The sequence below is a fragment of the Kineococcus radiotolerans SRS30216 = ATCC BAA-149 genome (assembly GCF_000017305.1).
Lineage (GTDB): Bacteria > Actinomycetota > Actinomycetes > Actinomycetales > Kineococcaceae > Kineococcus > Kineococcus radiotolerans.
The window spans coordinates 713,615-733,543 of the sequence record NC_009664.2 but is presented as its reverse complement, the minus strand read 5'-3'; the positions used below and the strand labels follow the sequence as shown (position 1 = coordinate 733,543).

Sequence of the window (19,929 nt, the reverse complement as noted above, 5' to 3'; positions counted from 1 at the left end):
AGGCGGGCTCGAAGGCGGCCGCGAAGACCCCCGCGCGCAGCGGCGGTTCCCGGCCGGCGGCCGGCCGGACCCCGGCGAGGACCACCGCCCGGACCGCGGCGAAGCGTCCCGCCCCCACCGGTCCGTCCTGGCCGGTCCGCGCCGTCACGGCGGTCTGGATGGGCTGCGCGCACCTCGTCGGGGGCACCGCCCGCCGCGTCGGCGACGGCGCCCGCGACCTCGACCCGGAGCTGCGCCGCGACGGCGCCGGCTTCGCGCTGCTGGCGCTGGCCATCGTCGTCGCCGCCCGGGAGTGGTGGGGGCTGCCCGGCCGGGCCGGCGCGGTCATCCACACCGTGGCCGCCGGCACCTTCGGCGAGGTCGCGCTGGCCCTGCCCGTCGTCCTCGTCGGCCTCGCCGTCCACCTGCTGCGCCACCCCGACCACACCCAGACCACGACCCGGGCCGTCGTGGGGTCCATCGCCCTGACGCTGTCCGCGGCCGGGCTGGTCCACCTCGCGACCGGCGCCCCCTCGCCCACCGGACCCGGGGGCGCCAGCGTCGTCACCGACGCCGGCGGCATGCTGGGGTTCCTCGTCGCCGGGCCGCTGACCACCGCCCTGACCCCGTGGGTGATGGTCCCGATCCTCGTCCTCCTCGGCTTCTTCGGGGTCCTGGTCCTCACCGCGACGCCCGTGCACGCCATCCCCGCCCGGGTGCACGAGGCCTACGAGCGGCTCACCCACCACCCCCAGCGCGAGGCCGAGCGCGAGGCCCAGCGGCAGGCGCGCAAGGACCTCCCGGCCACGGCGCTCGCCCGCCAGCGCGCGGCCCGCGCGATCGAGCCCGGGGCCGAGGCCGCGGAGAAGCCGAAGCGGCGTCGCGGCCGCGACGAGGCGCGCGTCGGCGACGAGGCGTTCGACCGGGCCGCGATCACCGAGGCCGAGCTGCGGGCGGCGGCCGAGGCGGGGGAGGAGCCCGCGCCGAAGCCGCGCCCGGGCGCGCGCCGCGCGCTGCCCGCCGACCTGCCCGCCGCGGACGACGGGCCCGAACCCGCCCCGGAGCGGCCCGCGGTCGACGCCGCGAGCGTCCCGGCGACCAAGCCCAAGGACCTGCCCGCCCCGCCGCACACCCCGATGCCCCCGCGCATCGAGCAGCTGGCCCTGGCCGGGGACGTCACCTACACGCTGCCCGAACCCTCCGCCCTCACCCCGGGCACCCCGCCGAAGGAGCGCAGCGCGGCCAACGACCGGGTCGTCGAGGCGCTGTCCGGGGTCCTGGAGCAGTTCGACATCGACGCCCGGGTGACGGGGTTCTCCCGCGGCCCGACGGTGACGCGCTACGAGGTGGAGCTGGGGCCGGGCACCAAGGTCGAGCGCGTCACCCAGCTGTCCAAGAACATCGCCTACGCGGTGGCCAGCGCCGACGTGCGGATCCTGTCCCCGATCCCGGGCAAGTCCGCGATCGGCATCGAGATCCCCAACACCGACCGCGAGACGGTCTCGCTGGGCGACGTGCTGCGCAGCCAGGTCGCGACCCGCACCGAGCACCCGATGGTCATGGGCGTCGGCAAGGACGTCGAGGGCGGCTTCGTCATCGCCAACCTCGCCAAGATGCCGCACCTGCTCGTCGCGGGCGCCACCGGCGCGGGCAAGTCCAGCTTCGTGAACTCGATGATCACCTCGATCCTCATGCGGGCCACGCCCGACGAGGTCCGCATGGTGCTCGTCGACCCCAAGCGGGTGGAGCTGACGATCTACGAGGGCATCCCGCACCTCATCACCCCGATCATCACCAACCCCAAGAAGGCCGCCGAGGCCCTGGAGTGGGTGGTGCGGGAGATGGACCTGCGCTACGACGACCTCGCGCAGTTCGGCTTCAAGCACCTCGACGACTTCAACCGGGCGGTGCGGGCGGGCAAGGTCCACCCGCCGGAGGGCTCGCAGCGCGTGCTGCAGCCCTACCCGTACCTGCTGGTCATCGTCGACGAGCTCGCCGACCTCATGATGGTCGCCCCCCGCGACGTCGAGGCCTCGATCCAGCGGATCACCCAGCTCGCCCGCGCCGCCGGCATCCACCTGGTGCTGGCGACGCAGCGGCCCTCGGTCGACGTCGTCACCGGTCTCATCAAGGCCAACGTCCCCTCCCGGCTGGCCTTCGCGACGAGCTCGCTGGCCGACTCCCGCGTCGTCCTCGACCAGCCGGGCGCGGAGAAGCTCGTGGGCCAGGGCGACGCGCTGTTCCTGCCCATGGGGGTCTCCAAGCCCATGCGCGTGCAGGGGGCGTGGGTCACCGAGAGCGAGATCGAGGCCGTCGTCAGCCACGTGAAGTCGCAGCTGCAGCCGACCTACCGCGACGACGTGGTGGTCTCGGCGCAGAAGAAGCAGGTCGACGAGGAGATCGGCGACGACCTCGACGTGCTGCTGCAGGCCACCGAGCTCGTGGTGACCACCCAGTTCGGGTCGACGTCGATGCTGCAGCGCAAGCTGCGGGTCGGGTTCGCCAAGGCCGGGCGGCTGATGGACCTGCTGGAGTCGCGCGGGGTCGTGGGCCCGAGCGAGGGCTCGAAGGCGCGCGACGTGCTGGTGCGCCCCGAGGACCTGCCCGGGACGCTGGCGCTGATGCGCGGGGACGAGCCGCCGCGGCTGCCGGGGCCGGACGCCGTCGGCGACCTCGAGGTCGTCGAACCCGACGGCGGGGACGAGGACGCCTGGGAGCTGCTCGACCGCCGCTGACGACACGTCACGCAGAGCGAGCGGGGCGTCGCAAACCGGTGACTCTCCGTGTAACTTTGTGGTCATGGACTCGCCCCGCCCCCACGAGCCGGCCCGGCGGGACCTCGACCTCCTGGTCTGGGACGCGCCCAACATCGACATGACGCTGTCCTCGATCCTGGGGTCGCGGCCGGCGTCCTCGGACCGGCCCCGGTTCGACGCGATCGCGCGGTGGTTCCTCTCCGAGGCCGCCGACCACGAGGTCGAGGGCTGCGTGTTCACCAACGTGCACCCCACCAGCGCGGTCTCGCTGCGCGGCTGGATCGAGGCGCTGCGCAGCTTCGGGTACGCCGTCTTCGCCCGGCCCAAGGTGCACCCCGAGGACGACGTCGACGACGCGATGCTGCAGCACATCGCCTCCCGCCGCGCCTCCCACCGGCTGCGGCGGGTCGTCGTCGCCAGCGGCGACGGCCGCAACTTCCTCGCCCCCCTGGAGGAGCTGCACCGGGCCGGGGTCCGCGTCGTCGTGCTGTCCTTCGCCGAGGTCGCGGGCTACGCCCAGGAGTCCCCGCTCATCGAGTTCGTCGACCTCGAGGACGTGCCCGGCGCGTTCCAGGTCTCCCTCGGGCGCACCCGGCTCACCGCCCTGCCCCCCGACGGCGGCTGGTTCCGCCCCACCCGCCCCATGCGGGCGCTGCTGGAGGACTCCGGCCCGCTGGAGCACCCCCACCCCGTCCCCGCCGTCGAGGCCCCGGCCCCCGCCCCCGCCGGCGAGGACCGACCGCGCGCCCAGCCCCCCGAGGTGGGGGAGGTGGGGCGCGTCCCCGCCCCGCAGGGCCAGCAGGCCCGCACCGGCTGAGCGTCCCCGCCGCGCGCGGCACGTACCCTGGTGACGTGCCCCCCACCTCCGGAACGTCGCGTTCCGTCGCGCTCGTCACCCTCGGCTGCGCCCGCAACGACGTCGACTCCGAGGAGCTGGCCGGCCGCCTGGCCGACGCCGGCTGGACGCTGGTCGACGACGCCGACGGCGCCGACGTCGCGGTCGTCAACACCTGCGGCTTCGTCGAGCAGGCCAAGAAGGACTCCATCGACACCGTCCTGGCCGCCGCCGACCTCAAGGAGGCCGGGCGCACGAAGGCCGTGGTCGCCGTCGGCTGCATGGCCGAGCGCTACGGCAAGGACCTCGCCGAGTCGCTGCCCGAGGCCGACGCCATCCTCGGGTTCGACTCCTACGGCGACCTGTCCAGCCACCTCGAGGCGATCCTGCACGGCGAGAAGCCGCAGTCGCACGTCCCGCGCGACCGCCGCACCCTGCTGCCGCTGGCCCCCGCCGAGCGCCAGGCCGCGCGCCCGGTGATCGCCGAACCCGACCTGCCGGAGGGGCTCGCCCCGGCCAGCGGGCCCCGGGTGGTGCGCCGCCGCCTCGGCTCCGGCCCGTGGGCCCCGGTGAAGATCGCCGCCGGCTGCGACCGGCGCTGCACCTTCTGCGCCATCCCCGCCTTCCGCGGCTCCTTCGTCTCCCGCCCCGCCGAGGAGGTGCTGGCCGAGACCCGGTGGCTGGCCGAGCAGGGCGTCAAGGAGGTGTTCCTCGTCAGCGAGAACACCACCTCCTACGGCAAGGACCTCGGCGACCTGCGCGCCCTGGAGGCGCTGCTCCCGCACGTCGCCGCCGTCGAGGGCATCGAGCGCGTGCGGGTCTCCTACCTGCAGCCGGCCGAGGTCCGTCCCGGTCTGCTCGACGCCCTGACGTCGACCCCGGGGGTCGTGCCCTACTTCGACCTCTCCTTCCAGCACTCCAGCCCCGCCGTGCTGCGCCGCATGCGCCGCTTCGGCGGCACCGAGCCGTTCCTGGCCCTGCTCGAGCAGGTCCGCGAGCGCCACCCGCAGGCCGGCATCCGCTCCAACGTCATCGTCGGCTTCCCCGGCGAGACCGAGGCCGACGTCGACGAGCTGTGCTCCTTCCTCGAACGCGCCCGCCTCGACGTCGTGGGGGTCTTCGGCTACTCCGACGAGGACGGCACCGAGGCCGAGACGCTGGACGGGAAGCTGCCCGACGAGGTCGTCGCCGCCCGCGTGGACCGGGTGACCCGCCTGGTCGAGGAACTCGTCACCCAGCGCGCCGAGGAACGTCTCGGCGAGGTCGTCGAGGTGCTCGTGGAGAGCGTCGTGGACGAGGACGGCGACCCCCACGTCGTGGGCCGCGCCGCCCACCAGGGGCCCGACGTCGACGGCGAGACCGAGCTGGACCTGCCCGCGGGGTTCGTCGTGCACGTCGGCGACCTCGTCACCGCGCGCGTCACCGGGGTCGCGGGGGCGGACCTGCTGGCGGAACCGCTGGTGAGGGCTACGGTCTGAGCATGAGCAGGACGAGCGCCGAGGGGCAGGTCGGGACGACGCAGGGGTGGCACAAGCTGCACCTGCCGAACGCGCTGACCGTCCTGCGGATCGTCTTCGTCCCCGTCTTCGTGTGGTTCCTCGCGATGGACGGCGGCACGAACTGGCGGTGGCGCGCCGCGGCCGCGGCCGTCTTCGTCGCCGCCAGCATCACCGACCGCTACGACGGGCACCTGGCGCGCCGCTGGCAGGTCGTCAGCGACTTCGGCAAGATCGCCGACCCGATCGCGGACAAGGCCCTCATCGGGGCTGGTCTCGTCGTGCTCTCGCTGCAGGGCCGGCTGTGGTGGTGGATGACGGTCGTCATCCTGGTCCGCGAGCTGCTGGTGACCCTGCTGCGGTTCATGGTCATCCGCCGCGGCGTCATCCCCGCCGCCAAGGGCGGAAAGATCAAGACGGTGGTGCAGACCGTCGCCGTCGGGCTCTTCGTCGTCCCGCTGCCGGCCGCCCTGGACCCGCTGTGCCTGGCCGTCATGGGCGTCGCCGTGGTCCTGACCCTCTGGAGCGCCTGGGCCTACGTCGTCGCCGGCGCGAAGCTGCTGCGGCCGTGACGCGGTGAGCGGCCCCGCCGAGGTCGTCGCGGCCCTCGCCGCCGCCGGGACGAGCGTCGCCACCGCCGAGTCGCTGACCGGCGGGCTGCTCTGCGCGGCCCTCGTCGACGTCCCCGGGGCCTCGGCCGTCGTGCGCGGCGGTGTCGTGGCCTACGCGACGGAGCTCAAGGCCGACCTGCTCGACGTCCAGCGCGAGGCCCTGGCCCGCACCGGGCCGGTCGACGGTCTCGTCGCCGAGCAGATGGCCCGGGGGGCGCGGGCCCGGCTCCGCGCCGACGTGGGCGTCTCCACGACGGGGGTGGCCGGGCCCGGGCCCGCCGACGGCTTCCCCGCCGGGACGGCCTTCGTGGGGGTGGCCGCGGACTGGATCGAGGGCGGCGCCCGCCACGTCCGGCTCCGGGTCGAGGGCGACCGCCCGGTCGTGCGGGCCGGGGTCGTGACCGCGGCGCTGGCCGAGGTCCTCGCCGCCCTCGCGGAACACCCGGGGGGTACGGGGAGTTGAGCCCTACGTGCGCAACTCCGTTCCCACCACGACCCTGAAGCCCCGGGCGGGGTACGGTGGTCCTTCCACCACTGGCAGCCACCGAACGGCTCCGGACGGACGTCCGGTCCTGCGGGAGCTGCCACCTCGACTCCCTGAGGGAGGCCGCCGCATGGTCGTGCTCCGCCGGACGATCGGTGACGTGCTGCGCGACGAGCGCCGCGGTCAGCAGCGCACCCTGCGCGAGGTCTCCTCGACCGCGCGCGTGTCCTTGGGGTACCTCAGCGAGGTGGAGCGCGGCCAGAAGGAAGCCTCCAGCGAGCTGCTCGCCTCCATCTGCACCGCGCTCGACGTGCCCCTGTCCCAGGTGCTGGGCGAGGTCACCCGCCGCATCGCCCGCGAGGAGGGCGTCCCCGCGGTGGGTCGCCGCTACGCCGCCGAGGGCGTGGTGCCCACCCCGGCCGTCGAGGCCCCCGTCCCGCTGCTGCCCGTAGTCGAGGGGGACACCCCCCTCGGGGCGAGCGCGCGCGCCGAGGAGCACGACCTGGACTCCCTCGTGGACCAGGCCGTCGACTCCGTCGTCGACCACGCCATCGACTCCGCCCTGGGTGGTCTGGCCCAGGAGGCCGGCGGCGAGTTCGCCGTCGAGCTCGAGGGCCTGCCCGACGAGCTCGAGCTCATCCTGCGCCGGCGGCTGGTCTCCGCCGCCTGAGCAGCGCCCGGGCACCCCGTTCCCGGGCCCGCCGTCCTCCCAGCACCCCGTCCGCGCCCGCGGACGGGGTGCTCGCGTCTCAGCGCCGGGCGCGGTAGCCGCGGGTGGGGGCGGCGCGCCCCGAGCTGCCCAGCGGTCGCTGCGGCCGGCCGTCGTCGGTGGGGGTCGGGCCGACCTGGCAGCCGGGGCAGTAGAAGGCCGTCCGGTCCTGCGGGGGCACCCCGATCGGGGCCACCCGCACCGTCCCGGCGCAGCGCAGGCACGGCAACCCGGAGCGGGCGTGGGCGAAGTGCTGCCGCCCGTGGCGCAGGTCGCCGGTCGTCACCTGCGCGGGACGGTCCTTGTTGACGTGCAGCAGCCGGTGCAGGAGGGCGAGGAAGCCCTCGGGGTCCTCGAGGTCCGACACCGGCGACCACGGCGTCAGCCGCACCAGGAAGCACGCCTCGGCCATGTAGAGGGTGCCGACCCCCGCCAGCACCCGCTGGTCCAGCAGCGCCGCCCCCAGCTCGCGCGCGGGGTCCGCCAGCAGCCGGCGCCGGGCCTCCTCCGGGTCCCACCCCGGGCTCAGCAGGTCCGGCCCGAGGTGACCGACGAGCTCGGCCTCGCGGTCGGTGCTCACCAGGTCCAGCATCCCCAGCTTGTGCCCCACCGCCGTCCACTCCGCGGTCGTCAGCACGGCCCGGATCCCCGACGCCGACCGCCGCCCGTGCGGGTCACCGGTCCGCTCGACGAACCAGGACCCCTCCATCCGCAGGTGGCTGTGCAGGGTCAGGGGCGGGTCGTCCCCGCCCGCGGCGACCCTGGTCAGGACGTGCTTGCCGGCGCTGACGACCTCCAGGACCTCCCGGCCGGAGAGGTCCACCGTCGCCAGGCTCGGCCAGCGCAGGTCGCTGACCAGCAGCTCCCGCCCGGCCAGCGCCCGGTGCAGCCGCCGCGCCGTGCGCCAGACGGTGTCACCCTCGGGCACCGGACCCCCTCACGAGCGCATCCGCAGGCCGCGCGGGGTGGCGTGGAAGCCCGCGGACTCCAGGGCCTGGGCCAGCGGGGAGTCCGCCTGCAGGACCCCGCTGCCGTCGGCCTTCTCCACCGTCAGCTTCCCCAGGACGCCGTCGCGCACCGACAGGGCCAGCGCGTCGGCGGCCGGCTGCAGCGTCTCCGGGTCCTGCGTCCACGACAGCACCGACCGCCCGCCGCGCTCGACGTAGAGGACGAGGTCGCCGTCGACGACCACGACCAGCGCCCCCGCCTTGCGACCGGGCCGGTGCCCGCTCGCGCCTGCGGTGACCTCCGGTCGCTCCGGCCACGGCAGCGCCGCCCCGTACGGGTTCGCCGGGTCCGTCGCGGCGAGGACGACGGCCCCCGGCCCCGCGTCGCGGCGGGACTCCCGCCGCTGCGAGGGGCTGTCACCGCCCACCGGGCGGGCGGAGTCGCGCAGCCGGTCCACCGCCCCCGTCGTGGCGAACTGGGAGGCGCCCAGCCCCTCCACGAAATACCCCCGCCGGGCCCGGCCGGCGTCCTCGAAGGCCGCCAGCACCCGGTACACCGCGGCGAAGCCCCCCGGGACGCGTTCGCTGGCCACGGCCCCGCGGGTCAGGACCCCGTGCCGGTCCAGGAGGACCTCGGCGCTGGCGTGGGCGCGCACCGTCGCGTCCGCCTCGATCTCCGGCAGCAGCGACCACCGGCCGGCCGCCGACGGCGGCCCGCTGCGCGAGGGCAGCTCGACCCGCGTCCCCCGCAGACCGCGCGCCGGGCGGGCGGTCCGGGCGTAGCGCGACCTCGGCGCCGCGGCCCGGGGCTTGTGGGCCCCGCGCCCGCCTAGGCGGTTGCGCAGCGGGGCGAGGGTGTCGTTGGTCAACCGCCCCGCCCACACCAGGTCCCACAGCACGCTGGTCAGGCCCGGGTCGTCGGTGGACCCCACCGCGTCGGACAGCGCCCGGAAGAAGTACGCACCGCCACCGGCCAGCGCGTCCAGCACCGCCCGGTGCAGCTCGGTGTCGAGGTCGATCTCGGAGTCGCGCGGGTCGGGCAGGGTCAGCGGGGCGAGGTCCGCCGGGTGCAGGGAGACCCACCCGTCGTCGCCGGGCAGGCTGCCGTGACCGGACCAGACGACCTCGCCGGCCGCGGTCAGCTCGTCCAGCATCGCGGGGGAGTAGCCCTCCACCCGGGCGGCCAGCACCAGGGGTTCCACGGCGCTGGCGGGGACGACCGCCCCGGCGAGCTGCTCCACCGCCCGCAGCACCCCGTCCACGCCGCGTAGCCGCGAGCGCAACCCCGTGCTCACCCCCTGCCAGGCGGGCAGGAACCGGGCGAGGTCGCGCGGCGGCACCGGTTCGACGTCGGCGCGCAGCGCGGCCAGCGAGCGCCGGCGCAGGATGCGCAGCACGTCGGCGTCGCAGAACTCCAGCCCCGTGCCCCCCGGGCGCAGCTCCCCCTCGACGAGGCGGCCCGCGGACTGCAACCGGCGCAGCGCGTCGTGCGCCACCGCCCGCCCGACCCCGAAGCGGGCCGCGACGTCGAGCACGGTGAACGGCCCGCGGGTGCGGGCGTAGCGGCCGAACAGCCCCGCCAGCGGGTCGGCGACGGGTTCGGTGAACGCCTCGGGGATCCCGACCGGCAGCGGGGTCCCGAGCCCGTCGCGCAGCCGCCCGGCGTCCTCGATGACGGCCCAGTGCTCCTCCCCGGCGATGCGCACCCGGATCAGCCGGCGCGCCTCCTCCAGCCCCACCAGCCAGCGGGCGACCTCGCCCTCGGGCAGGGCGGCGGGCCCCTGCGAGCCCGGTTCGCCGCGACCGCTGCGGACGACCACCTCGGCGGTGGTGAGCGGACCCAGGACGCGCAGCAGGTCCGCGACGTCCTCGGCGTCGGCGCAGCGGCGCTCGGGGACCAGCCGCTGCAGCTCGTCCTCCGTGCGCTGCACCGCCTCGGGGTCCAGCAGGTCGCGCAGCGCGGCCCCCTCGCCGCGGCCGAGCAGCTCGGCCAGCAGGCTGGGGTCCAGGGCCAGCGCGGCGGCGCGCCGCTCGGCCAGCGGGGAGTCGCCCTCGTAGAGGAACTGCGCCACGTAGCCGAACATCAGCCCCCGCGCGAAGGGGGAGGGCTGCTGCGACTCGACCTCGACGACCCGCACCTTGCGCGCGGCCAGGTCGGTCATCAACCGCTCCAGCCCGGTCACGTCGAAGACGTCGGAGAGGCACTCGCGCACCGTCTCCAGGACGATGGGGAAGCTCGCGAACCGGCTCGCGACCTCCAGCAGCGACGCGGCGCGCTGGCGCTGCTGCCACAGCGGCTGGCGCTTGCCGGGCTGGCGGCGCGGCAGCAGCAGGGCGCGGGCGGCGCACTCGCGGAACCGGGAGGCGAACAGCGCGGAGCCGCCGATCTCGGCGGTGACGATCTCGGCGACCTCGCTCGCCTCCAGCGCGACCAGGTCGGCGACGTCGGGGGACTGGCCCTCGGGCAGGTCCAGGTCGGGCAGCCGCAGGACGATCCCGTCGTCGGCGGGCATGGCCTGCACGTCGACGCCGAACCGTTCGCGCATCCGCGCGCCCAGGGCCAGCGCCCAGGGGGAGTGGACCTGCCCGCCGAAGGGGGAGTGGATGCAGATCCGCCAGTCGCCCAGCTCGTCGCGGAAGCGCTCGACGACGATCGTCTGGTCGTCGGGGACGTGCCGGGTCGCCTCCTGCTGCTCGGTCAGGTAGGCGAGGAGGTTGCCGGTGGCCCAGTCGTCCAGGCCCGCGGCCCGGACGCGCTCGCGCGCGGGTTCCCCGGCGAACCCGCCGTCGAGGCCGCCGAGCTCGCGGACGAACTCGCCCAGGGCCCGGCCGAGCTCCGCCGGGCGTCCCAGGGCCTCGCCGTGCCAGAACGGCAGCCGCCCCGGCTGGCCGGGAGCGGGGGTGACCAGCACGCGGTCGTGGGTGATGTCCTCGACCCGCCAGGCCGAGGAACCGAGGGTGATGACGTCGCCGACGCGGGACTCGTAGACCATCTCCTCGTCGAGCTCCCCGACCCGGCGCCCCGGCCCCTCGCCGGTGGCGAGGAACACCGCGAACAACCCGCGGTCGGGGATCGTCCCGCCGCTGGTGACCGCGAGGCGCTGCGCCCCGGGCCGTCCGGTGAGGGTCTCGGTGACGCGGTCCCACACCAGCCGCGGGCGCAGCTCGGCGAACTCGTCGCTGGGGTAGCGGCCGGAGAGCATGTCCAGCACCGCGTCCAGCACCGCGCGCGACAGCGTGGCGAACGGCGCGGCGCGCTGGGCCAGGGCGAGCAGGTCGGGGACCGTCCACTCGTCCATGGCGACCATCGCGACGATCTGCTGGGCCAGCACGTCGAGGGGGTTGGCGGGGACGTGCAGCTCCTCGATGCGGCCGTCGCGCATGCGCTCGACGACGACGGCGGTCTGCAGCAGGTCCCCGCGGAACTTCGGGAACAGCACCCCGCGCGAGACCGCGCCCACCTGGTGGCCGGCGCGACCGACGCGCTGCAGCCCGCTGGCGACGCTGGGCGGGGACTCGACCTGGACGACGAGGTCGACCGCCCCCATGTCGATGCCGAGCTCCAGGCTGGAGGTCGCCACGACCGCGGGCAGCCGGCCGGCCTTGAGGTCCTCCTCGATGAGGGAGCGCTGCTCCTTGGACACCGAGCCGTGGTGGGCCCGGGCCAGGACGGCGGGGGCACCCGTCCCCGTCCCGGCCTGCCCCATGAGCTGGGCGGGGGGCGCGGGGGCGGCCCCGTCGGGTTCCTCGGGGTTCAGCCGCTCGTCCCAGACCTCGTTCAGCCGCGCCGTCAGCCGCTCGGACAACCGCCGGGAGTTCGCGAACACCAGCGTGGAGCGGTGCTCGGCGACGAGGTCGACGATGCGTTCCTCGACGTGCGGCCAGATGCTGGCCCGGCGGGCGCCGCCCGAGGCCTGACCCGTCAGGTCGTCGGGGTCCTCCGCGCCGCGGCCGGAGGCGTCGAGGTCGCTCATGTCCTCCACCGGGACGACGACGCGCAGGTCGAACTCCTTGGTCGAGGGCGGCTGCACGATCGTCACCGGCCGCCCCCCGGAGACCCACTCGGCCACCGTCTGCACCGGGCGGACCGTCGCGGACAGCCCCACCCGCTGGGTGGGCTCGCCCCCCGCGGCCTGCACCAGGGCGTCGAGGCGCTCCAGCGACAGCGCCAGGTGGGCCCCGCGCTTGGAGCCGGCCATCGCGTGGACCTCGTCGAGCACGACGGTGCGGACCCCGCGCAGCTGCTCGCGGGCCTTGGAGGTCAGCAGCAGGAACAGCGACTCCGGCGTGGTGATGAGGACGTCGGGCGGGGTGCGGGTGAACCCGCGGCGCTCCTCCTGGGAGGTGTCCCCCGAGCGCACCCCGACGCGGACCTCCGGCACCGGCAGACCCAGGCGCTGCGCGGCCTGGCGGATGCCCGTGAGCGGGGACCGGAGGTTGCGCTCGACGTCGACGGCCAGCGCCTTGAGGGGGGAGACGTACAGGACGCGGCAGCGGTGGTCCTTGTCCTCCGGCACCGGCTCACCGGCCAGGCCGTCCAGCGCCCACAGGAAGGCCGAGAGGGTCTTGCCCGATCCCGTCGGGGCGACGACGAGGGCGTGCTGCCCGCGGCTGACCGCGTCCCAGGCGCCCAGCTGCGCCGGCGTGGGAGCCGCGAAGGCGCCGGTGAACCAGGCCCGCGTCGCCTCGGAGAACCGCCCGAGGACCTCCTGCTGGTCGAGGTCCGGGGACGCGTCCAGGGTCATGGCGCCATTCGACCACCCGGGTCCGACACCTGCCCCCCGGCGCTCGCGGTGCCGCTGCGTGGCACCCTGTCGCCCATGCGCGTCAGCGAGTTCTGGACCCTGGTGACCGACGAGTTCGGGGACGCCTACGGCCGCTCGCTGGCCACCGACCAGCACCTGCTCGCCCTCGACGACCGCACCGCGCGGCAGGCGCTGGACGCCGGGGTGGAGCCCAAGGAGATCTGGCTGGCGCTGTGCGAGGCCATGGACGTCCCCCCGGAGCGCCGCCTGGGCCGCGACCGGCGCCCGAAGCGGCCGCGGTAGGGCCGGCTACTCCCCGGTCGCGCCGTCGATCCGCTCGCGCAGCAGGTCGGCGTGCCCGTTGTGGCGGGCGTACTCCTCCAGCAGGTGGGTCAGCACCCAGCGGACGCTGAGGGTGCCGCGCCGGGGGTGCTCCCAGGTGTCGTCGAGGGAGCGCGCGGCGAGGACGCGCCGGGCGTGCGCCTGCTCCTGAGCCAGCCAGTCGAGGTCGGCGGCGGCGTCGGCGGTCTCCACGTCGTCGAAGTCGCCGTCGGGGTTGTCGGGGGAGTACGTCCGCGCGGGGGCGTCCTCGCCGGCCACCCCCTCGCGCCACCAGCCGCGTTCCACCTCGGCGAGGTGGCGGGCCAGGCCCAGCAGCGACATCGACGACGGCTCCACGCTGCGCCGGCGCAGCTGCTCGGGGGTCAGGCCCTCCAGCTTCCGGGCGAAGGTGACCCGGTGGTACTCCAGGAAGCCCTCGACGGTGGCGCGCTCGTCACCGACCTCCGGGGGCTCGCGGCGCTCGGGGGCGGGCGGGACGGTGGCGCTCACAGCCACCACAGCCCCGCGCCGACGGCGCTGGTCCGCAGCCGGTAGGCGCTGGTGGAGGCCGCGACGAAGACGTCGGTGCCGTCCGCGCCGCCGAAGCAGAGGTTGGCCACGACCTCGCCCACGACGACCTCGAGCAGGCGGGTGCCGTCGGGGGCGTACACCGCCACCGCGTCCCCGTCGGACGTCCAGACGTTGCCGGCGGTGTCGACGCGGAAGCCGTCGGCCAGGCCGCGGTCGACCTCGGCGAACACCCGGCCGTTCTTGACCACCGGCCCGCTGGGCGCGGCCTGCGGGCCGCGTCCGCCGCGGACGCCGGTGAGGACGTCGTAGACGCGGATGAGCCGGTGGGTCCCGTTGCCGGGGGTCGGTGCGGCGGAGGTGTCGGCCACGTAGAGCAGCGACTCGTCGGGGGAGAACGCGAGGCCGTTGGGCTCCTCGACGTCGGTGACGACCACCCGCAGCTCCCGCGTGGCCGGGTCGAGGCGGAAGACGAAGTTGTCGCCGTACTCGCGGTGGCCCTCGTGCCCCTCGACCTCCACGCTGATGCCGTACGGGGGGTCGGTGAACCAGATCGCGCCGTCGGAGGCGACGATGACGTCGTTGGGGGAGTTGAGGCGGGCGTCGCCGTAGCGGTCCACGAGGACGGTGGTGGTGCCGTCGGCGTCGGTGCGCTCGACCGCGCGCCGGCCGTGGGAGCAGGTCACGACGCGGCCCTCCCGGTCCAGGGTGCGGCCGTTGGTGAACTCGACCCCCTCGCGGTGGACGGTCAGGCCGCCCCCCACCCCCGACGCCTCGTCCCAGCGCAGGACCCGGTTCCCGGGGATGTCGCTGAGGATCAGCGCCCGCTCCCGCGGCAGCCAGAGCGGGCCCTCGGCCCAGGTGCTGCCCGTGCCGAGGCGCTCGAGGACGGCGCCCGCGGGCAGCAGGGCGGCCCCGCGCGGGTCGAGGACGGTGGGGGAGCCGGGGGACGTCTGCGTCACGGCCGCAGCCTAGTGATCCCCGCGGCGGACACGCCGCGACGGGCTTGGGATCGAACACGTGTACGGATAGCATCGCGGTGTCCACAGGGGAGTCGCCGGGCTCGCCGCCCACCGCCCGCGCTCGTCGCGGGGGTCGTGTCGGAGGTCCGTCCTAACGTGGTCCACGTCAACCAGAGCAGACCCGTGAACATCCCGTTCCAGACCCTGAGGTGAGGACATGCCCGCTCCTGCGGACCGCGAGAAGGCCCTCGACGCCGCCCTCGCAGCGATCGACAAGAACTTCGGCAAGGGCTCGGTCATGCGGCTGGGCGACGAGGTCCGTCCGCCGATCGAGGTCATCCCGACCGGCTCCATCTCCCTGGACGTCGCCCTCGGCATCGGCGGCCTGCCCCGCGGTCGCGTGGTGGAGATCTACGGCCCGGAGTCCTCGGGCAAGACGACCGTCGCCCTGCACGCCGTGGCCAGCGCCCAGAAGGCCGGCGGCATCGCCGCCTTCATCGACGCCGAGCACGCCCTCGACCCGGACTACGCGGCCAAGCTGGGCGTCGACACCGACGCGCTGCTGGTCTCCCAGCCCGACACGGGGGAGCAGGCGCTGGAGATCGCGGACATGCTGATCCGCTCCGGCGCCCTCGACATCATCGTCATCGACTCCGTCGCGGCCCTCGTGCCCAAGGCCGAGATCGAGGGCGAGATGGGCGACAGCCACGTCGGTCTGCAGGCCCGCCTGATGTCGCAGGCCCTGCGCAAGATCACCGGTGCGCTGAACCACTCCGGCACCACGGCCATCTTCATCAACCAGCTGCGCGAGAAGATCGGCGTCATGTTCGGCTCGCCCGAGACGACGACGGGCGGCAAGGCGCTGAAGTTCTACGCCTCGGTCCGCCTCGACGTCCGCCGGATCGAGACGCTCAAGGACGGGACGAACCCCGTCGGCAACCGGACCCGCGTCAAGGTCGTCAAGAACAAGGTCAGCCCGCCCTTCAAGCAGGCCGAGTTCGACATCATCTACGGCCAGGGCATCTCCCGCGAGGGTGGGCTCATCGACCTCGGCGTCGAGCACGGCTTCGTGCGCAAGTCCGGCGCCTGGTACACCTACGAGGGCGATCAGCTCGGCCAGGGCAAGGAGAACGCCCGCGCCTTCCTGCGCGACAACCCCGACCTCGGCGACGAGATCGAGAAGCGCATCAAGGAGAAGCTCGGCATCGGCGCCCGCCTGGACGCCCCGGCCGAGGTCGACGTCGAGGAGAAGGTCGACTTCTGAGCCGTCGGCCCCCCGAGCAGGTCCCTCCCGGTCCGGACGAGAACCCGGACCGGGAGGCCGACCCGCGCGAGGTCGCCCGCACCATCGCCCTGCGGCAGCTGACGATGGCGCCGCGCACCCGCAAGCAGCTGGCCGAGAAGCTGGCCGCCAAGGAGGTGCCGGCCGAGATCGTGGTCGAGGTCCTCGACCGCTTCGAGGAGGTCGGCCTCGTCGACGACCGCGCCTTCGCCGAGTCCTTCGTGCACGCCCGCCGCAGCGGGCGCGGGCGTCGGGCGCTGGCCCAGGAGCTGCGCCGGAAGGGCGTCGACGACGAGACCGCCGCGGACGCGCTGGAGGTCGTCGACCACGACAGCCAGGCCGAGGCCGCCCGGGAGCTCGTGCGCCGCAAGCTCCGCTCCACCGCGGGCCTGGAGCGCGCGGTGCGCGAACGCCGGCTGTTCGGCCTGCTCGCCCGCCGCGGGTTCCCCACCGACGTGGTGCTGCGGGTCGTCCGCGAGGAGCTCGACGGGCAGGCGTAGCCTCCGCCCGTGACCACCATCGCGATCCTGGAACTCACCCTCAAGCCCGAGAACGTCGCCGACGCCCCGGCCATCCTCACCGAGACCCTCGAAGCCACCCGCGCCTTCAAGGGCAACCTCGGGTGCGAGGTGCTCATCGACCACGCCGACGAGACCCACGTGTCCATCGTCGAGCGGTGGGAGTCCATCGAGGACGACAACGCCTACCGGGCCTTCCGCGCCACCCCCGAGGGGGCGAACCGGCTCGGCTCGATCGTCACCGACCGCAAGCTGACGCTGTACGCGGTCCGCGACGACATCTGAGGACCGGGGCCGGCCTCCACGGGGAGGCCGGCCCGCGTCTCAGGCCCCGCCCGACGGCGTAGCGACGAACTGCGGGGGTCCGGCAGCGGCTGTCTTGCCCGCCGTCTTCGTGCTCATCCGCCGCTCCACCACCTTGGCGATCGCGGCGATGACCATGTTCGTGCCGACGTAGACGACGGCGATGACGAGCATGGCGGGGATGAGGTTGAAGTACTGCGACCCCAGCTGCGTGCCCCACCGGAGCAGTTCCGAGTAGCCGATGATGTAGATGAGCGCGCTGTCCTTGAGGATGACGACGATCTGCGACACCAGCGACGGCAGCATGGACCGCACGGCCTGCGGGAGCTGGATCGTCCACAGGACCTGGCTCTCGGTGAGCCCGACGGCGAGCCCGGCCTCCCGCTGCCCCTTCGGCAGGGCTTCGACCCCGGCGCGCAGGATCTCGGCGAGGAAGGCCCCGTTGTAGACGGTGAGCCCGAGGACACCGCACCAGTACAGCGGGACGTCCCCGCCGGAGCCGTAGAAGAACCAGAACATCAGCAGCAGGACCGGCGGCGCCCGGAAGAGCTGGATCAGGCCGTAGGCGACCCGCCGCAGCGCCCTCGCGTGCGACAGCCGCGCGCTCGCCAGCACCGCGGCCAGCACCACCGAGAGCAGGATCGCCACCAGGGCGACCTTCATCGTCTGCCACCAGGCGCCGAGGAGGGCGGTCTGGATGTCGGTGTAGCTGAAGGGGCTCCACTTCGAGGGCGCGAACTGCCCCGCGCCGTTCAGCCGCCAGACGACGACCCCGAGGACCCCGGCGAATAGCGCGACGCCGACCACGGTGAGGACGGCGTTGAGGCGCCGGGCCCGGGGGCCGGGGGCGTCGTAGAGGACCTGGCTCACGCGTTCGCTCCGCTCCGTGCCGTCCGCCGTTCCAGCAGGGTCACGCCGGTGAAGAGCACCCCCGCCAGCAGCATGTAGGCCACGGTGATCCCGATGAGGACGGCGATGACGGCGTTGCCGTTCTGCTCGACGAGGTTGCGCATGGCCGAGACGAGTTCGTAGTTGCTCGCCGCCGAGGCGACGGAGGTGTTCTTCAGCAGGGCGTTCAGGACGCTGCCCAGCGGCGGGACCACGGCGCGGAAGGCCTGGGGGAGGACGACCAGGCGCAGCACCCCGGTGAAGGGCAGCCCGATCGCGCGCGCCGCCTCCGCCTGGCCCAGCGGCACGGTGTTGATGCCCGAGCGCACCGCTTCGCACACGAAGCAGGAGGTGTAGGCGACCAGCGCGAGGATGGCGTAGGCGCGGTACTGGCGGGCGGTGTCGTCGCTGAAGGTGATCTGCAGCGTCGGCAGGCACAGCACGCAGAACACCATGATCAGCGTGAGGGGGGTGTTGCGGAAGACGTTGACGTACGTCGTGCCGAAGGCCCGCAGCGCCGCGCTGGGGGAGATGCGGAAGACCGCGAGGACGGTGCCGAGGACGAGCGAGCCGAGGGTGGCCCAGAAGAACAGGGTGACGGTGCCCCAGATCCCGCGGCCGAACACGTCGAGGTTGTCGACGATGACCTGCACGTCGTCTCCTTGCTGGAGGGAGGGTGGCGGACGTGGGTGCGCCCGGGGCCGCGCCGTCGCGGCGCCCGGGCGCGGTCCCTCAGTAGCGGTCGACGGTCGGCGGCTCGGGGTCGGTGCCGCTGCCCCCGAGGGTGTGGTCGTACGCCTTCTTCCAGTCGCCGTCCTCGACCGCCGTCTCGATCGCGTCGTTCAGCGCGTTGCGCAGGGCGGTGTCGCCCTTGGGCAGGCCGATGCCGTACGGCTCCTCGCTGAAGGGCGCGCCGACGACCTTGAGGGCCTCGGGCTGCTGGGCGGCGTAGCCGCGCAGGATCGCGTCGTCGGTGGTGACGGCGTCCACGGCGTTGGAGGTCAGCTGCTCCACGCACTTGGAGTAGGCGTCGAAGGTGACGAGCTGCGCGTCGGGGTGCTCGTCGCGGATCCGGGTCGCCGGGGTGGAACCCTCCACCGAGCAGACCTTCTTGCCGGCCAGCGCGTCCGGCCCGGTGATCTCCTCCTCGTCGGCGCGCACGAGCAGGTCCTGGCCGGCGACGTAGTACGGCCCGGCGAAGTCGACGACCTGCTTGCGCTTGTCGTTGATCGTGTACGAGGCGATGACCATGTCGACCGTGCCCTGCTGCAGGAACGGCTCGCGGTTGGCCGAGACGGTCTCGACGAAGTCGATCTCGTCGGGCGTCAGGCCGAGGTTCGCGGCCATGAGCTTGGCCATCTCGATGTCGAAGCCGGTGTACTCGCCGCTGCCCGCGTCCTTCTGGCCGATGCCCGGCTGGTCGGCCTTGACGCCGATGACGACCTTCCCGGCCGCCTTGATCTTGTCGTAGGTCGGGCTGCCGGTGATCGCGACGTCGGTGGCGACGGCGTACTCGGGGGCGGCGGCGGCGCTGCCGCCGGAGGTGCTGCTCCCGCCGGCGGTCTCGGGGGAACCCTCGTTGCCGCAAGCGCTCAGGGCCAGCAGCGCGGTCGCCGCGCCGGCGAGCACGGCCGTACGGATGCTGTTCATGGGGTGGGTGCCTCCTGTGGCTGACGCGGGACGGCGTCGGTGGTCGGGATCAGTGGGTGAGGATCTTGGAGAGGAAGTCCTTGGCGCGCTCGTGCCTGGGCGCGGTGAAGAACTCCTCCGGGGTGGTGTCCTCGAGGATCCGGCCCTCGGCCATGAAGACGACGCGGTCGGCGGCCCGGCGGGCGAAGCCCATCTCGTGGGTGACGACGACCATGGTCATGCCCTCCTTGGCGAGACCGGTCATGACGTCGAGGACCTCGTTGATCATCTCGGGGTCGAGGGCGGAGGTGGGCTCGTCGAAGAGCATCACCTTGGGGTCCATCGCCAGCGCCCGGGCGATGGCCACGCGCTGCTGCTGACCCCCGGACAGCTGCGCGGGGTACTTAGCGGCCTGGGAGGCGACGCCGACGCGCTCGAGCAGGGCGTCCGCGCGCTTGCCGGCCTCGCTGCCGGACGTCCCGCGGACCTTCAGCGGGCCGAGGGTCACGTTCTCCTTGACCGTCTTGTGCGCGAAGAGGTTGAAGGACTGGAAGACCATCCCGACGTCGGCGCGCAGGCGGGCGAGGCCCTTGCCCTCGGCGGGCAGGTCCTTGCCGTCGATGGTGATGCGGCCCCCGTCGATGGTCTCGAGGCGGTTGATCGTCCGGCACAGCGTGGACTTGCCGGAGCCGGAGGGGCCGATGACCACGACGACCTCGCCCTCGGAGACCGTCAGGTCGACGTCCTTCAGCACGTGCAGGGCCCCGAAGTGCTTGTTCACCTTCTCCAGGACGACCAGCGGCCGGCGCGCTGACGACTGAGGGGCCTGCCCGTGGTCACTCATGTCGCCGGAACCTACAGGAGCCGCGCAGTCTGCCCACGGGTCGCCGCGCGAGGGTGCCACATCGTGATCGGAAGGAGACACGAGGGATCGGC

The 19,929-nt window shown here is 74.4% G+C and carries 17 protein-coding genes and 1 pseudogene; 10 read left to right on the top strand and 8 right to left on the bottom strand.

Annotation, left to right across the window (positions count from 1 at the left end; genetic code table 11):
- The first annotated feature begins 158 nt into the window (after positions 1-158).
- From KRAD_RS03650 to KRAD_RS27755, 6 genes and pseudogenes are all read left to right on the top strand, one after another.
- Positions 159-2,714 carry an FtsK/SpoIIIE family DNA translocase gene (locus KRAD_RS03650; protein ID WP_011981891.1) on the top strand — a complete coding sequence of 852 codons (2,556 nt, stop codon included), beginning with the start codon at positions 159-161 and terminating at the stop codon, positions 2,712-2,714.
- Between the two features lie 64 nt (positions 2,715-2,778).
- On the top strand, positions 2,779-3,552 hold the full coding sequence (locus KRAD_RS03645) for an NYN domain-containing protein (RefSeq protein ID WP_041292614.1): 774 nt from the start codon (positions 2,779-2,781) through the stop codon (positions 3,550-3,552).
- A 35-nt stretch (positions 3,553-3,587) separates the two neighbouring features.
- On the top strand, positions 3,588-5,048 hold the full coding sequence (gene rimO / locus KRAD_RS03640; protein ID WP_011981889.1) for a 30S ribosomal protein S12 methylthiotransferase RimO: 1,461 nt from the start codon (positions 3,588-3,590) through the stop codon (positions 5,046-5,048).
- Between the two features lie 2 nt (positions 5,049-5,050).
- Positions 5,051-5,638: a CDP-diacylglycerol--glycerol-3-phosphate 3-phosphatidyltransferase gene (gene pgsA / locus KRAD_RS03635; protein WP_011981888.1), complete on the top strand. Its 588-nt coding sequence runs from the start codon at positions 5,051-5,053 to the stop codon at positions 5,636-5,638.
- A 4-nt stretch (positions 5,639-5,642) separates the two neighbouring features.
- The gene (locus tag KRAD_RS03630; protein WP_011981887.1) at positions 5,643-6,140 is read left to right on the top strand and encodes a CinA family protein; all 498 of its coding nucleotides are present in this window, start codon (positions 5,643-5,645) and stop codon (positions 6,138-6,140) included.
- Between the two features lie 151 nt (positions 6,141-6,291).
- Positions 6,292-6,484: pseudogene (locus KRAD_RS27755) on the top strand (helix-turn-helix domain-containing protein); the annotation flags it as partial.
- Between the two features lie 426 nt (positions 6,485-6,910).
- Here KRAD_RS27755 and KRAD_RS03620 read toward each other — a convergent pair.
- Positions 6,911-7,798 carry a DNA-formamidopyrimidine glycosylase family protein gene (locus KRAD_RS03620; protein ID WP_011981885.1) on the bottom strand — a complete coding sequence of 296 codons (888 nt, stop codon included), beginning with the start codon at positions 7,796-7,798 and terminating at the stop codon, positions 6,911-6,913.
- A 9-nt stretch (positions 7,799-7,807) separates the two neighbouring features.
- On the bottom strand, positions 7,808-12,562 hold the full coding sequence (locus tag KRAD_RS03615) for an ATP-dependent helicase (protein ID WP_011981884.1): 4,755 nt from the start codon (positions 12,560-12,562) through the stop codon (positions 7,808-7,810).
- A 75-nt stretch (positions 12,563-12,637) separates the two neighbouring features.
- Here KRAD_RS03615 and KRAD_RS03610 point away from each other — a divergent pair, with 75 nt between their 5' ends.
- Positions 12,638-12,865: a DUF3046 domain-containing protein gene (locus tag KRAD_RS03610; RefSeq protein WP_041292611.1), complete on the top strand. Its 228-nt coding sequence runs from the start codon at positions 12,638-12,640 to the stop codon at positions 12,863-12,865.
- A 6-nt stretch (positions 12,866-12,871) separates the two neighbouring features.
- On the opposite strand, the gene KRAD_RS25870 is transcribed toward KRAD_RS03610, so the two are convergent.
- Together KRAD_RS25870 and KRAD_RS25865 are read right to left on the bottom strand one after the other, a co-directional pair.
- On the bottom strand, positions 12,872-13,399 hold the full coding sequence (locus KRAD_RS25870; protein WP_011981883.1) for a DinB family protein: 528 nt from the start codon (positions 13,397-13,399) through the stop codon (positions 12,872-12,874).
- Positions 13,390-14,373: an SMP-30/gluconolactonase/LRE family protein gene (locus KRAD_RS25865; RefSeq protein WP_011981882.1), complete on the bottom strand. Its 984-nt coding sequence runs from the start codon at positions 14,371-14,373 to the stop codon at positions 13,390-13,392. Before KRAD_RS25865 ends, KRAD_RS25870 begins: the two co-directional genes overlap by 10 nt.
- Positions 14,374-14,590: 217 nt before the next feature.
- On the opposite strand from KRAD_RS25865, the gene recA reads away from it, so the two are divergent.
- Genes recA through KRAD_RS03585 form a run of 3 tightly spaced genes read left to right on the top strand, consistent with a single transcriptional unit; the run spans position 14,591 to position 16,458 of the window.
- The gene (recA, locus tag KRAD_RS03595; protein WP_011981881.1) at positions 14,591-15,637 is read left to right on the top strand and encodes a recombinase RecA; all 1,047 of its coding nucleotides are present in this window, start codon (positions 14,591-14,593) and stop codon (positions 15,635-15,637) included.
- Positions 15,634-16,155, top strand: a complete 522-nt coding sequence (locus tag KRAD_RS03590) for a regulatory protein RecX (protein WP_049821060.1) — start codon at positions 15,634-15,636, stop codon at positions 16,153-16,155. The genes recA and KRAD_RS03590 overlap by 4 nt, the downstream gene beginning before the upstream one ends.
- A 9-nt stretch (positions 16,156-16,164) precedes the next feature.
- Positions 16,165-16,458 carry a putative quinol monooxygenase gene (locus KRAD_RS03585; protein WP_011981879.1) on the top strand — a complete coding sequence of 98 codons (294 nt, stop codon included), beginning with the start codon at positions 16,165-16,167 and terminating at the stop codon, positions 16,456-16,458.
- A gap of 39 nt (positions 16,459-16,497) precedes the next feature.
- Here the strand turns inward: KRAD_RS03585 and KRAD_RS03580 are convergent, their stop codons facing one another.
- From KRAD_RS03580 to KRAD_RS03565, 4 genes are all read right to left on the bottom strand, one after another.
- Positions 16,498-17,346: an amino acid ABC transporter permease gene (locus tag KRAD_RS03580; RefSeq protein WP_011981878.1), complete on the bottom strand. Its 849-nt coding sequence runs from the start codon at positions 17,344-17,346 to the stop codon at positions 16,498-16,500.
- The gene (locus KRAD_RS03575) at positions 17,343-18,017 is read right to left on the bottom strand and encodes an amino acid ABC transporter permease (protein ID WP_011981877.1); all 675 of its coding nucleotides are present in this window, start codon (positions 18,015-18,017) and stop codon (positions 17,343-17,345) included. Before KRAD_RS03575 ends, KRAD_RS03580 begins: the two co-directional genes overlap by 4 nt.
- A gap of 79 nt (positions 18,018-18,096) precedes the next feature.
- Positions 18,097-19,014 (bottom strand): glutamate ABC transporter substrate-binding protein, encoded by a 918-nt coding sequence (locus KRAD_RS03570; protein WP_011981876.1) that lies wholly within the window; start codon positions 19,012-19,014, stop codon positions 18,097-18,099.
- A gap of 49 nt (positions 19,015-19,063) precedes the next feature.
- Entirely contained in the window at positions 19,064-19,837 is a 774-nt protein-coding gene (locus tag KRAD_RS03565; RefSeq protein WP_011981875.1) for an amino acid ABC transporter ATP-binding protein, read from the bottom strand.
- Between the last annotated feature and the right edge of the window lie 92 nt (positions 19,838-19,929).